The 16,504-nt window shown below is 53.7% G+C and carries 13 protein-coding genes, 1 pseudogene and 1 CRISPR repeat array; of the genes and pseudogenes, 3 read left to right on the top strand and 11 right to left on the bottom strand.

Annotation, left to right across the window (positions count from 1 at the left end):
* Window positions 1-857 precede the first annotated feature (857 nt).
* Window positions 858-2,126 (bottom strand): M14 family zinc carboxypeptidase, encoded by a 1,269-nt coding sequence (locus EOHIBHHM_RS20505; RefSeq protein WP_497257777.1) that lies wholly within the window; start codon window positions 2,124-2,126, stop codon window positions 858-860.
* A 640-nt stretch (window positions 2,127-2,766) separates the two neighbouring features.
* The gene (locus tag EOHIBHHM_RS20500; protein ID WP_497257775.1) at window positions 2,767-3,495 is read right to left on the bottom strand and encodes a hypothetical protein; all 729 of its coding nucleotides are present in this window, start codon (window positions 3,493-3,495) and stop codon (window positions 2,767-2,769) included.
* A gap of 283 nt (window positions 3,496-3,778) precedes the next feature.
* Between EOHIBHHM_RS20500 and EOHIBHHM_RS20495 the strand changes: the two genes are divergently transcribed.
* Entirely contained in the window at window positions 3,779-4,066 is a 288-nt protein-coding gene (locus tag EOHIBHHM_RS20495; protein ID WP_497257773.1) for a winged helix-turn-helix domain-containing protein, read from the top strand.
* Window positions 4,067-4,073: 7 nt separating this feature from the next.
* Here EOHIBHHM_RS20495 and EOHIBHHM_RS20490 read toward each other — a convergent pair whose 3' ends face one another.
* Window positions 4,074-4,307, bottom strand: a complete 234-nt coding sequence (locus EOHIBHHM_RS20490; protein ID WP_497257771.1) for an HTH domain-containing protein — start codon at window positions 4,305-4,307, stop codon at window positions 4,074-4,076.
* Window positions 4,308-4,499: 192 nt separating this feature from the next.
* On the opposite strand from EOHIBHHM_RS20490, the gene EOHIBHHM_RS20485 reads away from it, so the two are divergent.
* Together EOHIBHHM_RS20485 and EOHIBHHM_RS20480 are read left to right on the top strand one after the other, a co-directional pair.
* Entirely contained in the window at window positions 4,500-4,805 is a 306-nt protein-coding gene (locus EOHIBHHM_RS20485) for a hypothetical protein (protein WP_497257769.1), read from the top strand.
* Window positions 4,802-4,990 carry a hypothetical protein gene (locus EOHIBHHM_RS20480; RefSeq protein WP_497257767.1) on the top strand — a complete coding sequence of 63 codons (189 nt, stop codon included), beginning with the start codon at window positions 4,802-4,804 and terminating at the stop codon, window positions 4,988-4,990. The genes EOHIBHHM_RS20485 and EOHIBHHM_RS20480 overlap by 4 nt, the downstream gene beginning before the upstream one ends.
* An 85-nt stretch (window positions 4,991-5,075) precedes the next feature.
* Window positions 5,076-7,277: direct repeats of the CRISPR family, unit length 30 nt; unit sequence GCTTCAACACCAGCCTGGTACGTCTGAAAC.
* A gap of 97 nt (window positions 7,278-7,374) precedes the next feature.
* On the opposite strand, the gene cas2 is transcribed toward EOHIBHHM_RS20480, so the two are convergent.
* From cas2 to cas6, 8 genes and pseudogenes are all read right to left on the bottom strand, one after another.
* Window positions 7,375-7,635, bottom strand: coding sequence for a CRISPR-associated endonuclease Cas2 (gene cas2, locus EOHIBHHM_RS20475; protein ID WP_497257765.1), 261 nt, complete (start codon window positions 7,633-7,635; stop codon window positions 7,375-7,377).
* Window positions 7,635-8,630, bottom strand: a pseudogene (gene cas1b / locus EOHIBHHM_RS20470) (type I-B CRISPR-associated endonuclease Cas1b). Before cas1b ends, cas2 begins: the two are co-directional and overlap by 1 nt.
* Before the next feature lie 3 nt (window positions 8,631-8,633).
* Window positions 8,634-9,125: a CRISPR-associated protein Cas4 gene (gene cas4, locus EOHIBHHM_RS20465; RefSeq protein ID WP_497257763.1), complete on the bottom strand. Its 492-nt coding sequence runs from the start codon at window positions 9,123-9,125 to the stop codon at window positions 8,634-8,636.
* Entirely contained in the window at window positions 9,122-11,512 is a 2,391-nt protein-coding gene (gene cas3 / locus EOHIBHHM_RS20460; protein WP_497257761.1) for a CRISPR-associated helicase Cas3', read from the bottom strand. The genes cas4 and cas3 overlap by 4 nt, the downstream gene beginning before the upstream one ends.
* Window positions 11,490-12,218: a type I-B CRISPR-associated protein Cas5b gene (gene cas5b / locus EOHIBHHM_RS20455; RefSeq protein WP_497257759.1), complete on the bottom strand. Its 729-nt coding sequence runs from the start codon at window positions 12,216-12,218 to the stop codon at window positions 11,490-11,492. The genes cas3 and cas5b overlap by 23 nt, the downstream gene beginning before the upstream one ends.
* Window positions 12,211-13,191, bottom strand: coding sequence for a type I-B CRISPR-associated protein Cas7/Csh2 (gene cas7b, locus EOHIBHHM_RS20450; RefSeq protein ID WP_497257757.1), 981 nt, complete (start codon window positions 13,189-13,191; stop codon window positions 12,211-12,213). The genes cas5b and cas7b overlap by 8 nt, the downstream gene beginning before the upstream one ends.
* Window positions 13,192-13,233: 42 nt before the next feature.
* Entirely contained in the window at window positions 13,234-15,213 is a 1,980-nt protein-coding gene (locus tag EOHIBHHM_RS20445; protein WP_497257755.1) for a hypothetical protein, read from the bottom strand.
* Entirely contained in the window at window positions 15,213-15,950 is a 738-nt protein-coding gene (gene cas6 / locus EOHIBHHM_RS20440; protein WP_497257753.1) for a CRISPR-associated endoribonuclease Cas6, read from the bottom strand. The genes EOHIBHHM_RS20445 and cas6 overlap by 1 nt, the downstream gene beginning before the upstream one ends.
* Window positions 15,951-16,504 lie beyond the last annotated feature (554 nt).

Raw genomic sequence — 16,504 nt, 5'->3', positions numbered from 1 at the left:
GACTGAGCAGAATCGCACTGTCAGAGTACAGAGGGCTCTCACCGTCGGCGACAGCTACTACTCCTCGTTCTGCGCCTCCTTGGCGCACCAAATATCCACCTACCAGCTTCACTCCAACTTGCACCGGTATACCCCCCGTCTATACTAGTTGCTTTTTGCCGTCACAGATACCAGAAACCGCCGTGAGATGTCCTGTGTCATCTGCGTACGGCATGTTACGGCAATTTCTCACGACGGGGTGCTGTTACGGCATACGGTATATTGCCGTAACACCGCGCTGTCTTGCGATTATCGGTTGTTGTCTGTATCGCCAAATCACAGTTGGCGTAACGCCATGCTGAAATGCGGTAGGATTGAGTCTGAGCGTCTCTCGAAGTGTTTTTGCGATATGATATTCATCGGGATGGAGACGGTGTGTTGTGCAGTGTGCAGGCCGGTCGCTTACCGCGCTGGACAGTCGGGCACGCTAGTCTCGCTTTCTGAGATGTTGATTCGATGCCGATCACATGGCAGACTCACTGCGTAGGGTCGAGACGAAGGGGCCGGCCGCTAGGTGGCGGCTGACGACCGGCAGTGGTGCAGCGTTCACGACCGACGAGAAAAGCGCCGATCGTGATGTTAGGGCCGGATATCTGGCGTGCGTCAATGGACGCACAGATGGGTGTGCTGGACTGTTCGTTATCAACTTGTTCGTTGCCTATTCGTCGACGAGATCCACTTCGTCACAATATCCGTTGTGGCTGTCGCCGGCAGTGATGATGTCTCGTAGAACTTGAGGTGGTGACTGCAAAGTGTGCCCCACCGCCTCGAAGCTGCATCGAACTCAATGTGATCGATCGAAACCGTTTCCGTAGGGCTTACTCTGAGTAGAGGTCAGCTTCACCTTCGGCAGTCACGCTACTGCCACGCCCCGGGATCTGTTGGACCTTCGCGGGATCAACGTCGCTCAGCGAGCCATCGGCCGTCGCTTTCACGGCTGCGAGGAACGCCTCAGCGACGTGCTGCACTCGGTAGAGACGATTCCCGAGCGTCCCCGCGGAGACTTCAAAGAGGACACTTCCCATTCCGCGGAGCCCGAAGCCGTTTCGCGCGATCCCAGCGTAGGTCCCGCCCGGATACCACGTTGGATCCGGATCGTGCTCGTCGCCAACGGTCAGGACATCAGTATCGCTTTCGGTCGTTATCTCGTCGTACATCGTATAGACGAGTTGCTTCGAGAGGTCTCGTGCATCCTCTGGCACATCCTCATTGATTGGCCAGAACAGCGATGACGTGACGATATTCCCAGCGCCCGGATCGTTGGGATCTGGTGGATACGTCTCTTCTTCGCCAAGCTCGCCGTCGAGGTACTGCTGCCGGTCAACAAACTTCAGATCCTCGTCGACGATGTACTCACCTTGGCGGTGGAAATCGATAATCCACTCGGAATCGAGGTCTTCGACCCTGCTGTCGACGGCGACTGCCTCCGGAACTGGATTTTCAGGGAACTTTTCGGGGTAGCTCTGGTACAAGTCACTATCCTCCCACTCGGGCCAGTGATACCGATTGATGTCCCACCCGACGAACGGGGTATCAGCAGCGAAGATCCCGATGTCGGCTCCGAAAATATCTGCTCCGGCCGCCGCTGGGGCGTCCGTATCGACATTGTATCGCTGCCGAGCAACGAACCCATCTGGGTTCACTCGAGGAATGAGATGAACCGTCAGCTCATTCCGAACCTTTCTGACCGCAGCAGTGTTCGCACACGCCAGATAGTGGAGTGCTGCAATCGTTCCCTCAGCCATTATGAATTCGTCGCCGTGCTGTTGTGCGATCACCATTACATCGGTCGATCCGTTCCCAACGGATGCCTCCCAGAGAGGCCGACCTTGGTTTGATTCACCGATCTTTGTGACCGAAACGTTCTGAATAGACTGTAGGAGTTCCTTGAGTTCGGTGTTATCGAGGAGATCGTCATTCCGGAGGAACTCCGGATTGTACTCGGTGTCACCATCGAGGGCATCCAGACCTTTTGTCTGTCCGTTGTTCTTGCCTTTGTTCTCGTGACCGCTAGCTTGCGAACTGAAAACGCTTGCACCTGCGAGACCTCCGAGTGCCCCCAAGAACTTTCGTCGTTCTATTGTCATGGTATTGCATGCTAATTTGTATTGAAGGTATTTTATATCTAAGGATATGATAGAATAATTATTATGGCGTGTAGAGATTATCTAATTTGGACTCTCTGGGAATCGATTCGTCGTAGTAAGCGGTGTCTCTGAGACTCGTAGATCCGCTCAAAGAGCAGTTTCATACAAGTGTGCTGAGTGTTAGAAAAGCGAGCACATCAACGCCGTCTGAACCTCCTGAGTCAGTGTCCATCTCTCAAGCGCCTGACTGCGCTGTCGCAGTCTGGAGGGCGTTGAGAGACTCGGTGCGTGGGTCGTCGTTTGTTTGCCGCCCCGCCATGCAGACACCGATTGAGCCCGTGACAACGTTCCATACCTGGCCAAGCTATGTCGGTGGTGCATCCAGAAAGGTGGTCCTTGGCGGATGCACGTTCACTCGTACGACGTTCGTCAATGTCGTTAGCACTCAGTGGTCGTCTCATCACACCCGTTGTGATAGGCTCCGACCGACCGAACCGCTCAAACTCGTTTCATCCACCACTACTACTCCTACAACAACCAAGGCTCTCCCGAGTGCTGCTGCTAGTAGTACCGTGCGTCCCTGCGGTTGGTGTCAGTTTCCTATCGTGTTGCTGGTGTTGAGTCGGCGTCTATCACGTCCTCACTGTCGCCACCACATCACAACGTCTGTGATACTGCGCGAATTCTCGTTCGTCGACTCGAGATCGGCGACCGCCTGCTCGGTGAAGACGACGCGTTTCGTCCCGCGACGTTTCACGATCTTCGTCTCGTCTTTACCGAACCGATTGAGGAACTCCATCACTCGCGAGACGGTCTCCGTGTGGGGACTCTCGCCGTCCTTCGAGCGCAGGACGGTGCTGATGGTACTCGAATCAATTGTGTAGCCCGCTGGGACCTTCTTCGCATAGTCGCTGATGCCCTTCGCGATGTAGCGAGCCCGCTTTTCGTTGGACGTGAGTTCTTGGACGGCGTCTTTCGAGAAGGCGACGACTTGCTGGAGTGGGGAGAGTGATGAAACGTCGTCGCTCGTGGCGACGTCGTCGGTGGTCAACTCGTGGAACTGCTGTTGGAGGCGCTTGCGGTGCTCGTGGGCCGACTCGTAGTTCGTTTCGAGTTTGCGCACGCGGGCTTTGGACTCGGCGAGCTCCGCGTGGTGGGTTTCAATCGTCTCGGCCTGGTCGTCGACGGTCGCTTCGAGCTGGTCGGTTTCGGCCTCGAGGGTGTCGACGCGGGCTTGGAGCTCGGTGTTCTCGGTTTCGAGCTCGTCGACGCGGCTCTCGAGTTGCTCGTTCTTCGTTTCGAGGGCGTCGAGACGGCGTTTGAGCGTCTTGAGTTCGTCGGCGAGGGCCGGACTTGGAGTTGCGCTCATTGGGTGCCCTCCGTGCTGCAAATCAGTTGTGCGACGAGACCTTTTTGAGTGGGTGGTGTGTTCGAAGACATGCGGTTTGGTTTCCTACGACCGCACCGGATCCGTGCGTCACCACGGGTCCTTTCTGAAGGAACAGTCAAATCCGGTGAACAGTCGTTGCTCTCGCTTACTCCCCGAACCTACTTAGAACTAGTGCACCATACACTGCACTAGAGAAATCTAATCAATGCACTTTTCGAACATATCATCTACGTTTATTGGTCGAACGCAGGCTTTCGAAGTCATGAGACGACCGCACGTAGATTGGATGACCCGTGCGGATGACGCGATACTGGAGTTTTTACTTAACGAGGGAAACCGCCAGCTAATAGCCACACCAAGTGTCATCGAAGTCAATATCGGCTATACACTTTCTACCGTTAACCAGCGACTTCGGAAGCTGAAATCTGCGGGATTGGTCGAATACCACGATGAAGAGCGAGGAATGTATGAGCTGACAAAGAAAGGTAGTGCCTACCTTGCCGGCGAGATTGAAGCAGAAGACCTGACGTTAGAGGATAACTTGAGTTGAAGCACGCTTACTCTCGAATCCACCAAACAACAGCCCTAGCACCCACTTTCTTTTGATCTACTTTTCCCTCCTCCGAGAGCTGAGCTAATTTTCGACCGACTGTATCACGTGAGACCTCTAATTGATCCGCGATCTCTTTTGCTGTCATCACCGGGTCGTCTGATGTTTCGAGTACTTTGAGAACTGCTTCGGCCGTCGTAAGCTCGGTGAACATTCCTTTTTCGTCACGGTTGTGGGTCATACTATTATCTACTAACCCACCTACGTAGCCCTTGCGACACCTGTCTACTGGAGATAACAACTCTGACAAAGCGGTACCTTTTTGACCATAAGACACGTGTCTCATGGTAAGGAAGACGGGTCCCTCTTGGGCGTGAGAATGCCCGCGTGCTGTAACACGCGGGACCGGTCTTCCAAAGGCACCAGAAGACCAATGTCAACTACGAAAGCCCTCGCACAAGAGCGTACCGCATCGTTAGCCAGCCACCTCACCAGCGCCCTCGCTCGCTCGTTCACCCTCGGCGTCGACGCCACCGGGTCGACCCATCACTATTACCGCCCCGCCGACGCCGTTGTCGTTTTCGACGGGCGCGAGTTCGATCACTACCAGCCGCTTGATGGCCGTCCGCTTCGGGAGTGGCGGGAGTTCGTTACCCACGAGCGTGGCTGGGACTCAATTGGGCAGTTTGCACAGCTCGGCCTGCAGGCCGATTTAGAGCGTAAGGAGGCCCACGCATGAGCGTACGCGAAGAGTTACAGATGCATCTCTCGCAGGCACTGTCGCGGACTGAGGATGCGGAGGTGCAAGCGCATTTGCACGCGGCGTTGGAGTCTACTGAGGAGTTACCGCCGACGCCGCTCGTCGAGTGTCCCGTGTGTGGAAAGGTCGGGTTGCCGGAGCGGATTGCAATGCATCAGTGTTGATGAGTTCTGTTCCTGGCGATTCTCAGTCTCTGTCGTGAGCTAGCCTCCATTTGTAGACTTTCGCCATCTCGCCCTCGTCGAGCATGCTTCAACACCAGCCTGGTACGTCTGAAACAAGACGATTGGTCGCTGAAAGACCTCGCCGAAGAGATTGCTTCAACACCAGCCTGGTACGTCTGAAACGGCGCGACGCGACAGCGCCCGGAGGGCCTGTAATGGCTTCAACACCAGCCTGGTACGTCTGAAACTATTTTGAGCTCCTCCTCTGGGAGCGTGAGATCGCCGCTTCAACACCAGCCTGGTACGTCTGAAACCTTCGCGCCGCCCACCACAACGACCACGACCATCCGCTTCAACACCAGCCTGGTACGTCTGAAACGCGATGATCTTCTCCGTGTCTCGAACTTGGCTCAGAAGGCTTCAACACCAGCCTGGTACGTCTGAAACGGCAGAGGACCATCCCGACGAGTTTCGCCGTGGAGGAGCTTCAACACCAGCCTGGTACGTCTGAAACGGTATGTCCGCTCAGGATATGCACGAAACGACCGCGGTGATGGCTTCAACACCAGCCTGGTACGTCTGAAACCAGATCGGTCATTCAGACTGCTGTCTCTGTCTGTCGCTTCAACACCAGCCTGGTACGTCTGAAACAAGCTTCAACGAGGTGTTCTGCAGTGAGTAAGCGGGCTTCAACACCAGCCTGGTACGTCTGAAACTACGACGCTTGGCGGGATCGGACTCACGACAATTGGCTTCAACACCAGCCTGGTACGTCTGAAACAACGCGAGGATATTAACGAGGCGATAGGCGTAATCGCTTCAACACCAGCCTGGTACGTCTGAAACTCCGCGATCGTGTTAAGTCCGTGTCCCGTAGTTAGGCTTCAACACCAGCCTGGTACGTCTGAAACTCGTCGACCGTCTCACGGTGGCTGTAGTACGACATCGCTTCAACACCAGCCTGGTACGTCTGAAACAGGCAGAGGGAGACGGCTATCGAGTCTTCTTCCGTTGCTTCAACACCAGCCTGGTACGTCTGAAACGTGTACGTTTCGTTCGACGAGATGGAGAGCGTGGTGGGCTTCAACACCAGCCTGGTACGTCTGAAACTTGGCGCTGCCGGTCGTGATCCGCGCTTGCTCGGTCGCTTCAACACCAGCCTGGTACGTCTGAAACGTGGGCGATCATGCGCTCGGAAGCATCGACGAGGGCTTCAACACCAGCCTGGTACGTCTGAAACATGATGACATACTGGAGCTGCTCCAGAACGATCGCTTCAACACCAGCCTGGTACGTCTGAAACCGTTCGCTCCCTGTGCCGGTACGCCTAACTCCTTGCTTCAACACCAGCCTGGTACGTCTGAAACACTGCCAAGGCGACGGCTTCCACTTAGCGAGTGATGGCTTCAACACCAGCCTGGTACGTCTGAAACAGGAGAGGCCTTCGAGGACTGAACGATGGATACTCTAGCTTCAACACCAGCCTGGTACGTCTGAAACGATCCTCAAGATGCATCATCAAGTGCCGACTGACGCTTCAACACCAGCCTGGTACGTCTGAAACGCTACCACGTCCCCGACGCCACGACGGTCACGTATGTGCTTCAACACCAGCCTGGTACGTCTGAAACTCGTCGATGTAGGCGGGGATAACCGTGCCACAAATGGCTTCAACACCAGCCTGGTACGTCTGAAACCGTCAACGGCGGCCTGAATCCCTGCCGCCCCATCATGCTTCAACACCAGCCTGGTACGTCTGAAACTATATTGAGCGAGTCCTCTTGCTAACGCTTCAACGCTTCAACACCAGCCTGGTACGTCTGAAACACCAGACACGGGTCCGCACCCCCGGTCTACTGTCGCTTCAACACCAGCCTGGTACGTCTGAAACTGGATTTGGCTCTCTCCTCGCAGGCTTGTTCGCTCGTGCTTCAACACCAGCCTGGTACGTCTGAAACAGAATGATGTTGTTCGTGAAGTTGCGAATCCCGTTGCTTCAACACCAGCCTGGTACGTCTGAAACTGCGTGATCTATCGCAACCCACGCGGGGATATCCTGCTTCAACACCAGCCTGGTACGTCTGAAACTCGGATGCGTGGTAAAAGGACGACCCAAGGTATAGCTTCAACACCAGCCTGGTACGTCTGAAACGAGGTTCCGATTCAAAACGGAGTCACACTCCACGCACGCTTCAACACCAGCCTGGTACGTCTGAAACGATCTACGCAACGGGACAATAGAGTATGTCATCATGTCGCTTCAACACCAGCCTGGTACGTCTGAAACCCCACCGAAAATACTAGTCTAAGACCCAATAAGCCTTGAGATTGAAGAGGGAATCACGTCGACCCCCAATAGCGGGTTCGTTTAAGTAGGTCTGCAGCTAGAGGATTCGATGGTCATCCATGGGATCGTCACCGAATACTTCACGCTCTAACCAATTATCGTCTCGAAGTCGGTAGAGGATAACCGACTCGGTTGGCTTCACTGTTGAGTTGATTTCCTCAGTCAAGGTTACCAACTGTGCCTCTGTCACCTCTCCCTCACACACCGAGTTCTGAACATGGGTAAGGTATCTCCGAAGTAGAGAAAGCATCAGTTGTGTGCGCTCAGCTTCCATGTCATAGACTGCAATTACGTACATTACCACCACCGAGCGAACGGCTCGTATGTTGCATCGCCGAGCATATGCTTGTGTAATTTGAACCCTTCTAACCGGAGTAGGTACTGGTACGATACGTGACGCTTGAGTGTTGGGTGCTTGACCGTCCGTTCTAACACCTCTTCGTACTCTTTGACGAAGAGTTTCCGCGCAGGGTCTTCTAGGAGACAGCCTTCAAGAGACTTATCGAAATCAGTGGCAGAAATCTGCCGGCGATTCAATAGACGGAGGATAAGCCGGTCAACAATGACTGGCTTGAATAGTTCACTCAGATCGAGACACAGCGAGTATCGTCGGTCACCTGGTTCGTGAAGATAGCTTATTGTCGGCTCTAAATGCGTAGAGTAGAGTTCTGTGAGGATAGAACTGTAGAGCAAACTGTTGCCGTAGGAAATGAGCGAATTAATTTCGTTCGGCGGCGGGCGATACTCTCGCGTCCCAAACGAAAGATCGTCTGGTGTAACTCGGTTGAACAATGCGTAATATTCACTTCTGATTGACCCTTCAACACCCAGTAGACGTGCCACACTATCGGCGGACTGAATGTTCTCTATCCGATTTTCGATTGCGTCTTGTATCTGGTCAAGACCGCTGTTCCTTCGGGCGTAATACTTCACATTTGCAAGCATTTCGTGGGCACTTCCTAAGACAAGCTTTCGAGCGATAGGGAGGCGTTTCTCCGAAGAGTCATAGTGAATTGCTTGCGCGACGGTAGATCTCCCCGAAACCAATGATTTCCGCGGCATATAGGTCCCAGCGTAGTAGTCTTACCAGTTGAAAACGTGCAAAACAATTCCGTTCTGGGTGAGAAAATTCAGCGCGCGTGTGTTGAATGTAATCTGCCCATGGCAGTAGATTGCGCCGATGTTCTCAACTGGGAGATAGTGAGGACCAGTGTCCTCTTCAGTAAGAACACGAAGTGTATTCTGGTCACGCTCGAGCCGCCCATTCTTGAATAAGTGGTAGTTCTGTTTCATTAGTTACACCCAACAGAAGTCGTGGTAGGCACACGTCTCACAAATGGGAATCTTCGTCGCATCTGGCGGTGTTTCACGCTCGATAATCCTCTCAATTTCCGGTAGAATTTTCTCCAAGTAGGTTTCATCTTCGTCCGAAAGTGTCACTTTCTCACGCTTTCGCTCGCGGGGGTATGCCATCTCCCCATCTACTACTACTCCCTTTTTGTATTTGAGGTACCAGAGATAGTATTTCAATTGCCAAATACCCGGATCTTCGAGGTTACTGGACAGTTTGACTTCTACGACAGTACCATCTTGTAGAATGTCAAGTGCGATGGCACCATCGATGAAGACACGCTTTTTCGCGTCTTCGTACGAGGTCTCGTCGATGCGTGACCCATGGGAAATCCCCGTGTTCGTCCGGTCCACATCAAGCTGATTCGCGTAGAACCAAAGTTCGCGATGACAGGTGTGGTAGTATTTTACCATCAACCCAGATATCTCACGAGTCATAGAATCCTCGACGTAACGGTAGACTCGGGAAGGCTAAACCCAGTATTTGAATTATACCACTCCCGATATCCGTGACTGTCGGCAGGGAGTCGGTACATATCTATCTCCTCGATATAGGGTAGTTTTCGAAGAGTCTGTGTTCGATCACTATCGGGTGCATACAACGAGACGTTCACTACCCGGTCAAAGAACGCAGGTTTGAGCTTCTGGACGCGTGACTTGCTGTGTGACTGGACTGCATTAAGATACTCCTCAAAGAGTTCGCGATCCGTCTGTGCAGTCTCTGGCCCAACAACGAAGACATCAGCGTCAAACGTCTCTGGAATCAACGTGATACGGGCGTCATCGAACTGCCACCGACGAAGCTCAGCGATAGACTCATCTGTCACTTTCACACGTCTCAGCTCATCGAAGTATTGTTGTACAGCTGTGTTGGTGACCGTCGACTCCGCCAAATCTTCACTGTCAAGAGTCCCGAGTACGCGTCGTGTTGCATCCAATCGAGGGCTGTCGTAAATGAGGGCTGCTGGGTCGTGACCATCGTCGTCAACCATTGAGACAATGTCAACAGTGCCGCCGCCTGACAAGGAGTGCCGATTACATCGCCCAGCCGCTTGAACAATCGAATCCAGCGGGGCAAAGTCTCGGATAACGCGGTCAAAACTGAGGTCAACTCCAGCCTCAACGACCTGAGTACTAATGACAATTCGCTGGGTATCTGTCGATTTGCGGAGGTTGCGGATACGTGACTCTCGGTCCAAGGGACGAACAGCACTCGAGAGATACTCCAGACGTGGCGAACTGTCTTCATGTCTGATCTGCTCTGAAATCTTCTCGAAGACTGACTGGGCAGAGTCAACGGTGTTGCAAATGACGAGGATATCTGGGCGGTCTGGTTCCGTCGCAGTTTCTACAACGCTAGTTGTCAGTTCTGACACGGAGAGTGACTCTCCAGTAACGCTCTGGTCGATAGAAAACCGAACGCGATCGAGTTGTTCGTAGTAGCGAGTGGAATCTTTAAGCAGTGGTTCTGCAGCGTCAAACATCCCTGGCTGCGTCGCCGTCATCGCGATGAACGTACAGTTCCAATCGTTGGCGAGTTGTTCGCAGACCTTCTGTATCACATCCCAGTATTTCACCGGGACTGCCTGTACTTCGTCAAGAATAATAACTGCATCTCGGAGGTTCGGAAGCTTGAGCGATTGACTATTTGATGGGACGATAAGACTCTCAATCAGCTGGACGAACGTTGTAGTCGTAATTTCGCTTTCCCACCGGTCGGTCAACATAAGACTCCGCCAGAAGTCGTCGTCCGTTTCAGTATCGTTCCCCTGTGTGAGATAATCGTTGTTCGACCGATAGTGGTGTTTGAGCAATGTCTCGGGCCCAACAGTAGCACTGTCAGTGCCGTGCTCGAGTACCTTTCTAAACTCGGTGAAGTTCTGGTCGATAATCGCCGTGTACGGGAGCGCATAGATGATCCGTGGTGGATCTGTGGCTTCGGACTGTTTCGTATCTCGAAGCTTGAGTGCGGCGTCGAATCCTGTGAACGTTTTCCCAAGCCCCGTCGAGAGTGTGAGTGAGAATGCCCAGGGGAGACTTTCAATTTCGTCCAGCCGGTCTTGTACTTCGATTCTGGCTTGCTCTCGGAGCTCGTTAATCGTCCCTGGTTCAGGCGCTTCGAACGTTTCTCGAACGTACTTATCGACAGCGTCGCCGTCAAGGCTCCGACGTTCTGGCAGTGTATAGCCCGACGCAACCAACTTGTCTGCAGCGACTAGCTGTGCGAAGAGTTCGATTTCCTCGACAGCAGCGGCAAGCGGTTGGTCAATTCTATCCGTGGATCCCGTGAGGGATTCGGGAACCTCCAGTCCGTAGGTCTTCTCCTCGACCCACTCGCAGAACTCCTTAACATCAAGTGGGACGCCAAGCGCGTCATATATCGCCTGGACAGCCTCTGATCGGGTGGAGATATCTTTTGCTTGCTTGTCATACGCTTCGAGTGGCGCGGTCTGGCCGTAGAACACGCGTCGGAACACACCGTGTTCACCGCTCGTATTGATGAGTGGTGAATGATGTCTGGTTACTGCAAGCCACCCCTGCGCACACTCGCGAGGCGCAAAGCCTGCAGCCTGAAGCGCGTAAAAACACGCAAGCCCAGATATCGAGCTGTGGTTCGTGAGGGTGCTCTGAGAGCGTTCTCCATGAAGGTACTCTTGGAAGTAACTCGTCGCCTTCCCAAAGTCATGGCAAGCACCGACAATGTATCGGAGTTCGCTCGTCTTTGCAGGGGGGCCTCGTGCGGCCTCCTCTGCGACTGCCTGCAGGTGCTCTTTGAGTTGGACGCCGGAGTGAGACAGCAGATCACCCGAAGACAACCGTCTCACCACCGACCCGCGCGTATTCCATGTCTCTGATCTTGAGAGGATCCCCCGACCGTTCGTATGTAACCGTTTGGTAGCCAGTTGATTGGCGACCGTCGTTAGTAGCCTGCATGAACCCCGGGACGCGCTCGGTCACGTAGTTTGCTCTTGGCTCAGGTACAAGGCCAATTTCAGAACCGGGAATCGCTGAGTTGATTTCTCTCTCTCCTGTTTCCCACTCGATAGGGTGACGTCCTCGATAACTCGTCGTAGCGATGTGCTCGCTGAGTCCAAGCGAGAGTGTGTAGTGGGACCGCCCAGCGTCAAGCGTTTGTTCAAGTGCGTCCATTGTTTCTGTATCGTCCAGTGAGACGTAGAACCGATAGGCTGGGTCGCAGAGTGTCTCAAAGACGTTCTGCTGGCGCGGCCCGGTGACGTGGCGTCCTGGGTGAGCGCCTTTCGTCTTCGAGGCACTCCCCTCGGTCGTCAGGATATTGATGGCAAACTGTTGCCGTCGGATAGGATTTAACACGCTGACTGCCACCCGACTGTTGTCGCGTTGGAACCGGTCGTAGTAGGTATCTCGACCGAGACCCAGGATTGCTGCGGTCATTCCTGCAATCGTGGTTCGTGGGGGAATACCGAACGACTGGGCTGGCGACGTCGTCTCTGGCTTTCGGAAGTGCGCGAAGTCGCCTTCAACGTCAAAGACGATACAGGTTTCACTCATACGTGACTGTGACCGAGTCTGCTCCAACAGCATCGCCAAGCGCTTGCTCGAGTAATTCGGGAGAGCTATGCTCGCCATCGTAAGAGACTTGAAGACGGCGGCTTGTGTGAACGGTCACGGACGCAACCCTCTTTTTCTCCCCCGCGAGCGTATCGACGAACTCGTCGATAACAACGTCGAGATCAGAGATATCACGCATTGCTTTCGGGTCCTCGACACGGGGATTGAGCGAAAGTGTCTGATGGAGATCGCCAAGATGGTAACTTTCTTCGGCGTACTCGACACGCGCAAGCAGACGTGGCTCGTGACCACGCTTCGAAGACGTGTTCGTCTCTGCTCTGAGCCCGTGCCAGAGTGCTTCCTCGAGGAGGTCGACGTCGTCCTCAGTCAGGCGAGTATCTTTGGCCGCGTGCTCGTCGATGACGCCATGGAACCGAATGAGTGCATATGCTAAGCGGTGGTCTGCAAACATGTTCCCACCGGCGCCGCCATCGTCACTATCGGCTGAGAGGACGGATGTCTTCCCGTGGGTCGTCTCCAGAACCGGGTGCATCGACCGGCCGAAATTGAACTGAACGGGTCCGGTGTATGACCCTTCGATTGGGGATTCATCGAACGCCATACTATCACCGAACATCCGAATGTCGGCAACCGTATCGAGGAAGTTGGCTTCGAACTCCGCATCGTCTGCGTCGAGGTCGTTGTCCTCGATGATGTGTTGGTAGCGGTCGCCTTTATCATCACGGCCTTCCTCACCGGAGGCTTTCACGAAGATGGTGTGGCCTTTTCGGTCGATGTAGTCCCGAACAAAGCGCTTGAGGCGAACGTCCGTAACCACCGCTTCTTCGGTGTAGTCATCAACACGAGGACGATTCTCTTCTGTAAGCGGGTCCCCGTTCGGATTCGCGTCGACAGCATCGTAGAGATAGACGATTTCTGAGCGATTCGTGACGGTAGGGGTATCTTTGGACATTGAATTTAGTTCTCCGTAGTGGCTTCCGCAATCAGTTCTTCTTCAGGCTGTTCGCCAGTCTCTGCTTCGTAGTTCTCCCGAGCAATCCCTGCAATCCGTGGGCCAACATTGACCCCGAGAATGAAGTGGTACTGGGAGCTCCTCAGTAGTCGCATTCCAGCCCTGCTCTCGACCGTTGAGGACGGCATCGTGGAAATATTCTTCCGCGTCACTCCATGGAATGCCGTAGTTGCCAGCCTGTGCGTTGTACACCTTCCCTTTTTCCCAGACTTCACGCTGCCACCGAGTCAGCTGCTTGGTCGTGAGCTGCTCGACGCTCCGATTCTGGAGGAAGGTTTTGTTGAGTCCACGACGCTGTTGCCAATTCGAGAGTTGGGCCGCCGTCGCACCGAGAATGAATGCTGCCTGTCGACCAGGAGATTCTTCGATGCTCGTATGGGCGTCGATGAACTCGGCGATTCCGTCGCCGAACGATGTGAAATCACCGGTAATTGAGCTTGGGTTCATTTCAAGAGTTGTCTTCGAGTCTGTGAGGATTCCAAGTTCAGCGAGCACACGGATGAGCGCGTATGCTCGCTGGATATGGAATCCATCGTACGGATAATCCTGCAACTGTTCTTCCGAAATGCTCTCTGCGCGGTCTCCTGCGTAGCTTACTGGTGGGCCAGTCACCCGGTCCTGATATCGAGCAACTGCTTCCGCAGTAAGATGGCTCACGAGTGTCTCATACTGGAGTGCTTCATCGGTCAACACTGACTGCGTAATGTCGACCCAGACGTCCTCGTCACCGATGCGTGACCCCTCGTGATCACTGTCTGATGCTCGAGAAAACAAGTCGAACAGCCATACTCCGGTGAATATGGCTTTCTCTGAAGGAGACTTTGGCGTGTTTCCACCAACGAGGAGATTTCGCTGGAAGACGATATCTGAGTTATATAGCTTTGAGTACTGCTCTTCGATGCGATTGAATTGGTCAATCGTGACGCCATCGATCCAGCCAACGCCATGCGCTTTCGCACTATCTCGGATATAGTGAGTGAACGCAAGGCGAAGCAACTGGTCTTCTGCGCCGAAGGTTTCTGTTTTCCCCAGATACCGTTCCCATGCCGCTGAGAGGGGTCGGTTCGAATCTGGCTTGAGCAGGTCGTCTCGCGCAGAGCGGATGAGTCCCCGGAGTTGTTCTTCGGCACCATCGATTGGAAGGGCGTATGGAATTGCACGACACCGAACGCCAGGTGCACCGAACGACTGCCGATTGAGAAACCGGTCTGTTGCGACCTCGATTGCGAGAATACACTCTCCACACAGTGGTCGAGACAGCCAGCCTTTCGAGGCATTGTACTGCGGGAAGGGCCACTGCTTTTTGCTCGTGTACATTTGATCTAGCTTCGCGCCGAGACCATAGACTTCAGTCTCTGTCTCGTCGCAGACGGCACAGACCCCTGTCCCCCGAGATTGTTGAGCACTTTGTGAATCCGTGTGGAGTTCGTCAGAGTAGGCTTGGAACGTCGCTTTCGCGAATGTCTCGATTTCGCCAGGGAACTGCTCTGAACCGTCGGTAGCGATTCGAACCGTAAGCAGCGCCTTGTACTCGACTTGGTCGTCGTATTCTTCGATATCGGCTCTGATTTCGTCTTCTGCCGCTGTCAGGCTGTCATCGAGTGCGCGAATTAGCGGATCATCACGATACTCGCCGAGTCCGTCATTATTCGGCCAATCGAGTAATTGATCAAGTTCCGTTAGCAAGCTACTACTTGCGCGCTGGGTGAGGCTGTGATCATACTGGTTGTAGCGGTTTACATAGCCGTAGGTAACTGCCATTTCACCTGGCTCACTCGGGTCAATGGCCTTCGATCCGGCATATGTGAGTCCGGTTTCGTCGCCTTCGAACTCAAGGACAACCACGCTATGGATTTCTTGATTTCCCGAGAGAGCATCTGCATCTGTACATGCAACGTACGTGTTCGGGAACTCTTGATCGATAATCTCGTCTCCAATCACCTGAAGCGCTTGGAGGAGCATTAGGTGTCCTCCATTCGATTCATGAAGCCGAATCCAAGTCCATTGAGCTCACCCAAGCCAGCATCGAGTACGAGATTCAGGATTCGTCGGTGTGCTGCACTCCGGACTTCGTAGTCGAACTCCCACGTTGTCCCGATGTAGGTGACATCACCATCAGCGTACGAGACTGGCTTAGGGACTACTTTTTGCAGTGAATACCCACTGAAGTACGGTGGATCTGGGGCAGACTCGTCATACTCCAGTTCATATTTTTTCTGCAAATTCGTATAGAGGTGATCAAAGAACAGGTCTATCCCGTGTTCTGGTCGCCAGTACGTTCGATCGTAGTCCGATTCGATTCCGTACTCGGCTGCTGTCTCGGTCCCAAACCGAATCACGATTGGTGTCCCTGTGATGAATGACCCGCTGTCATTCACACTTGGATCGATGGTAAATGCTTTCTCCGCATGAAGTGGCATCTCTCCGATGTTGACTTCCGGTTCTGAGCAGAGTCCATAGGCGACTGATGTGACTATGTCAGGGTCAGTAGCTGCGAAGATAAGCGTTCGTGAGTCACCAGTTTCTGCATCGCGAGGCGGGAAGATGTTCGAGTAACTGAACAGTTTCGGCCCGTCTCCCTGAACATCCTCTATGCCCTGTGCACGGAGGTCGTTGTAGATGCGACCCTGCAGCTTGTGGTTGTATTTGTTGTCATAGGAGAAATCACGGCGGGCAGTCAGGTTAACCAAGGCTCTCATCAGTTATCATGGGTGTTTGCTGAAACTGACATCACATAAATGTTTCTTTGATACTATTATAGATTGGACCTATAGTGTTTGTTTCGAATATGTGAAACTGTATAGCTACCCGTTTGGCCGCACGGTGAATGTGCTGTAACGAGAGCCCAGAGCGCCAACCGTGCGCCTATATTCCCTAGGGTAGACAGGTGGGTATCTCATAGCCGACATTCACAACCCCATCGAACACCGCTACCCTCTCGAAAAACCCTCTAGGCCCCACTCGTCTCCTTGACGGCCATTCACAACCGGCTCAAATCCCTGCCAGAGGATCCGAAAACACAGTTGTGAACTACAACCCGCGTCCTTCCGCTGTCGACCCCACCACCCATTATCAGTACACCCGACAGTCCCAAGAGCAACACTTGGTAGGGATGCAAACAGACGGTTCAGACATGTCGAGCAGTGACACGCTCCGCAGTCGGCTCACACAACTGCTGACGACAGACACCGTCATCCATGAATGTCGCCAATGTGGGACGACGTGCACGGCCACGGACGCTAACTGTCCAGTG

It is taken from the genome of Halogranum roseipondis, assembly GCF_059695585.1.
Note: the sequence above shows the minus strand (reverse complement) of the source record. Positions and strands in the feature narration are given on the sequence as shown.

Coding starts and splice junctions, on each gene's coding strand:
- EOHIBHHM_RS20505 (WP_497257777.1), bottom strand. CDS start 2,126: ATGACAATAGAACGACGAAAGTTCTTGGGGGCACTCGGAGGTCTCGCA.
- EOHIBHHM_RS20500 (WP_497257775.1), bottom strand. CDS start 3,495: ATGAGCGCAACTCCAAGTCCGGCCCTCGCCGACGAACTCAAGACGCTC.
- EOHIBHHM_RS20495 (WP_497257773.1), top strand. CDS start 3,779: ATGAGACGACCGCACGTAGATTGGATGACCCGTGCGGATGACGCGATA.
- EOHIBHHM_RS20490 (WP_497257771.1), bottom strand. CDS start 4,307: ATGACCCACAACCGTGACGAAAAAGGAATGTTCACCGAGCTTACGACG.
- EOHIBHHM_RS20485 (WP_497257769.1), top strand. CDS start 4,500: ATGTCAACTACGAAAGCCCTCGCACAAGAGCGTACCGCATCGTTAGCC.
- EOHIBHHM_RS20480 (WP_497257767.1), top strand. CDS start 4,802: ATGAGCGTACGCGAAGAGTTACAGATGCATCTCTCGCAGGCACTGTCG.
- cas2 (WP_497257765.1), bottom strand. CDS start 7,635: ATGTACGTAATTGCAGTCTATGACATGGAAGCTGAGCGCACACAACTG.
- cas4 (WP_497257763.1), bottom strand. CDS start 9,125: ATGACTCGTGAGATATCTGGGTTGATGGTAAAATACTACCACACCTGT.
- cas5b (WP_497257759.1), bottom strand. CDS start 12,218: ATGAGTGAAACCTGTATCGTCTTTGACGTTGAAGGCGACTTCGCGCAC.
- cas7b (WP_497257757.1), bottom strand. CDS start 13,191: ATGTCCAAAGATACCCCTACCGTCACGAATCGCTCAGAAATCGTCTAT.
- EOHIBHHM_RS20445 (WP_497257755.1), bottom strand. CDS start 15,213: ATGCTCCTCCAAGCGCTTCAGGTGATTGGAGACGAGATTATCGATCAA.
- cas6 (WP_497257753.1), bottom strand. CDS start 15,950: ATGAGAGCCTTGGTTAACCTGACTGCCCGCCGTGATTTCTCCTATGAC.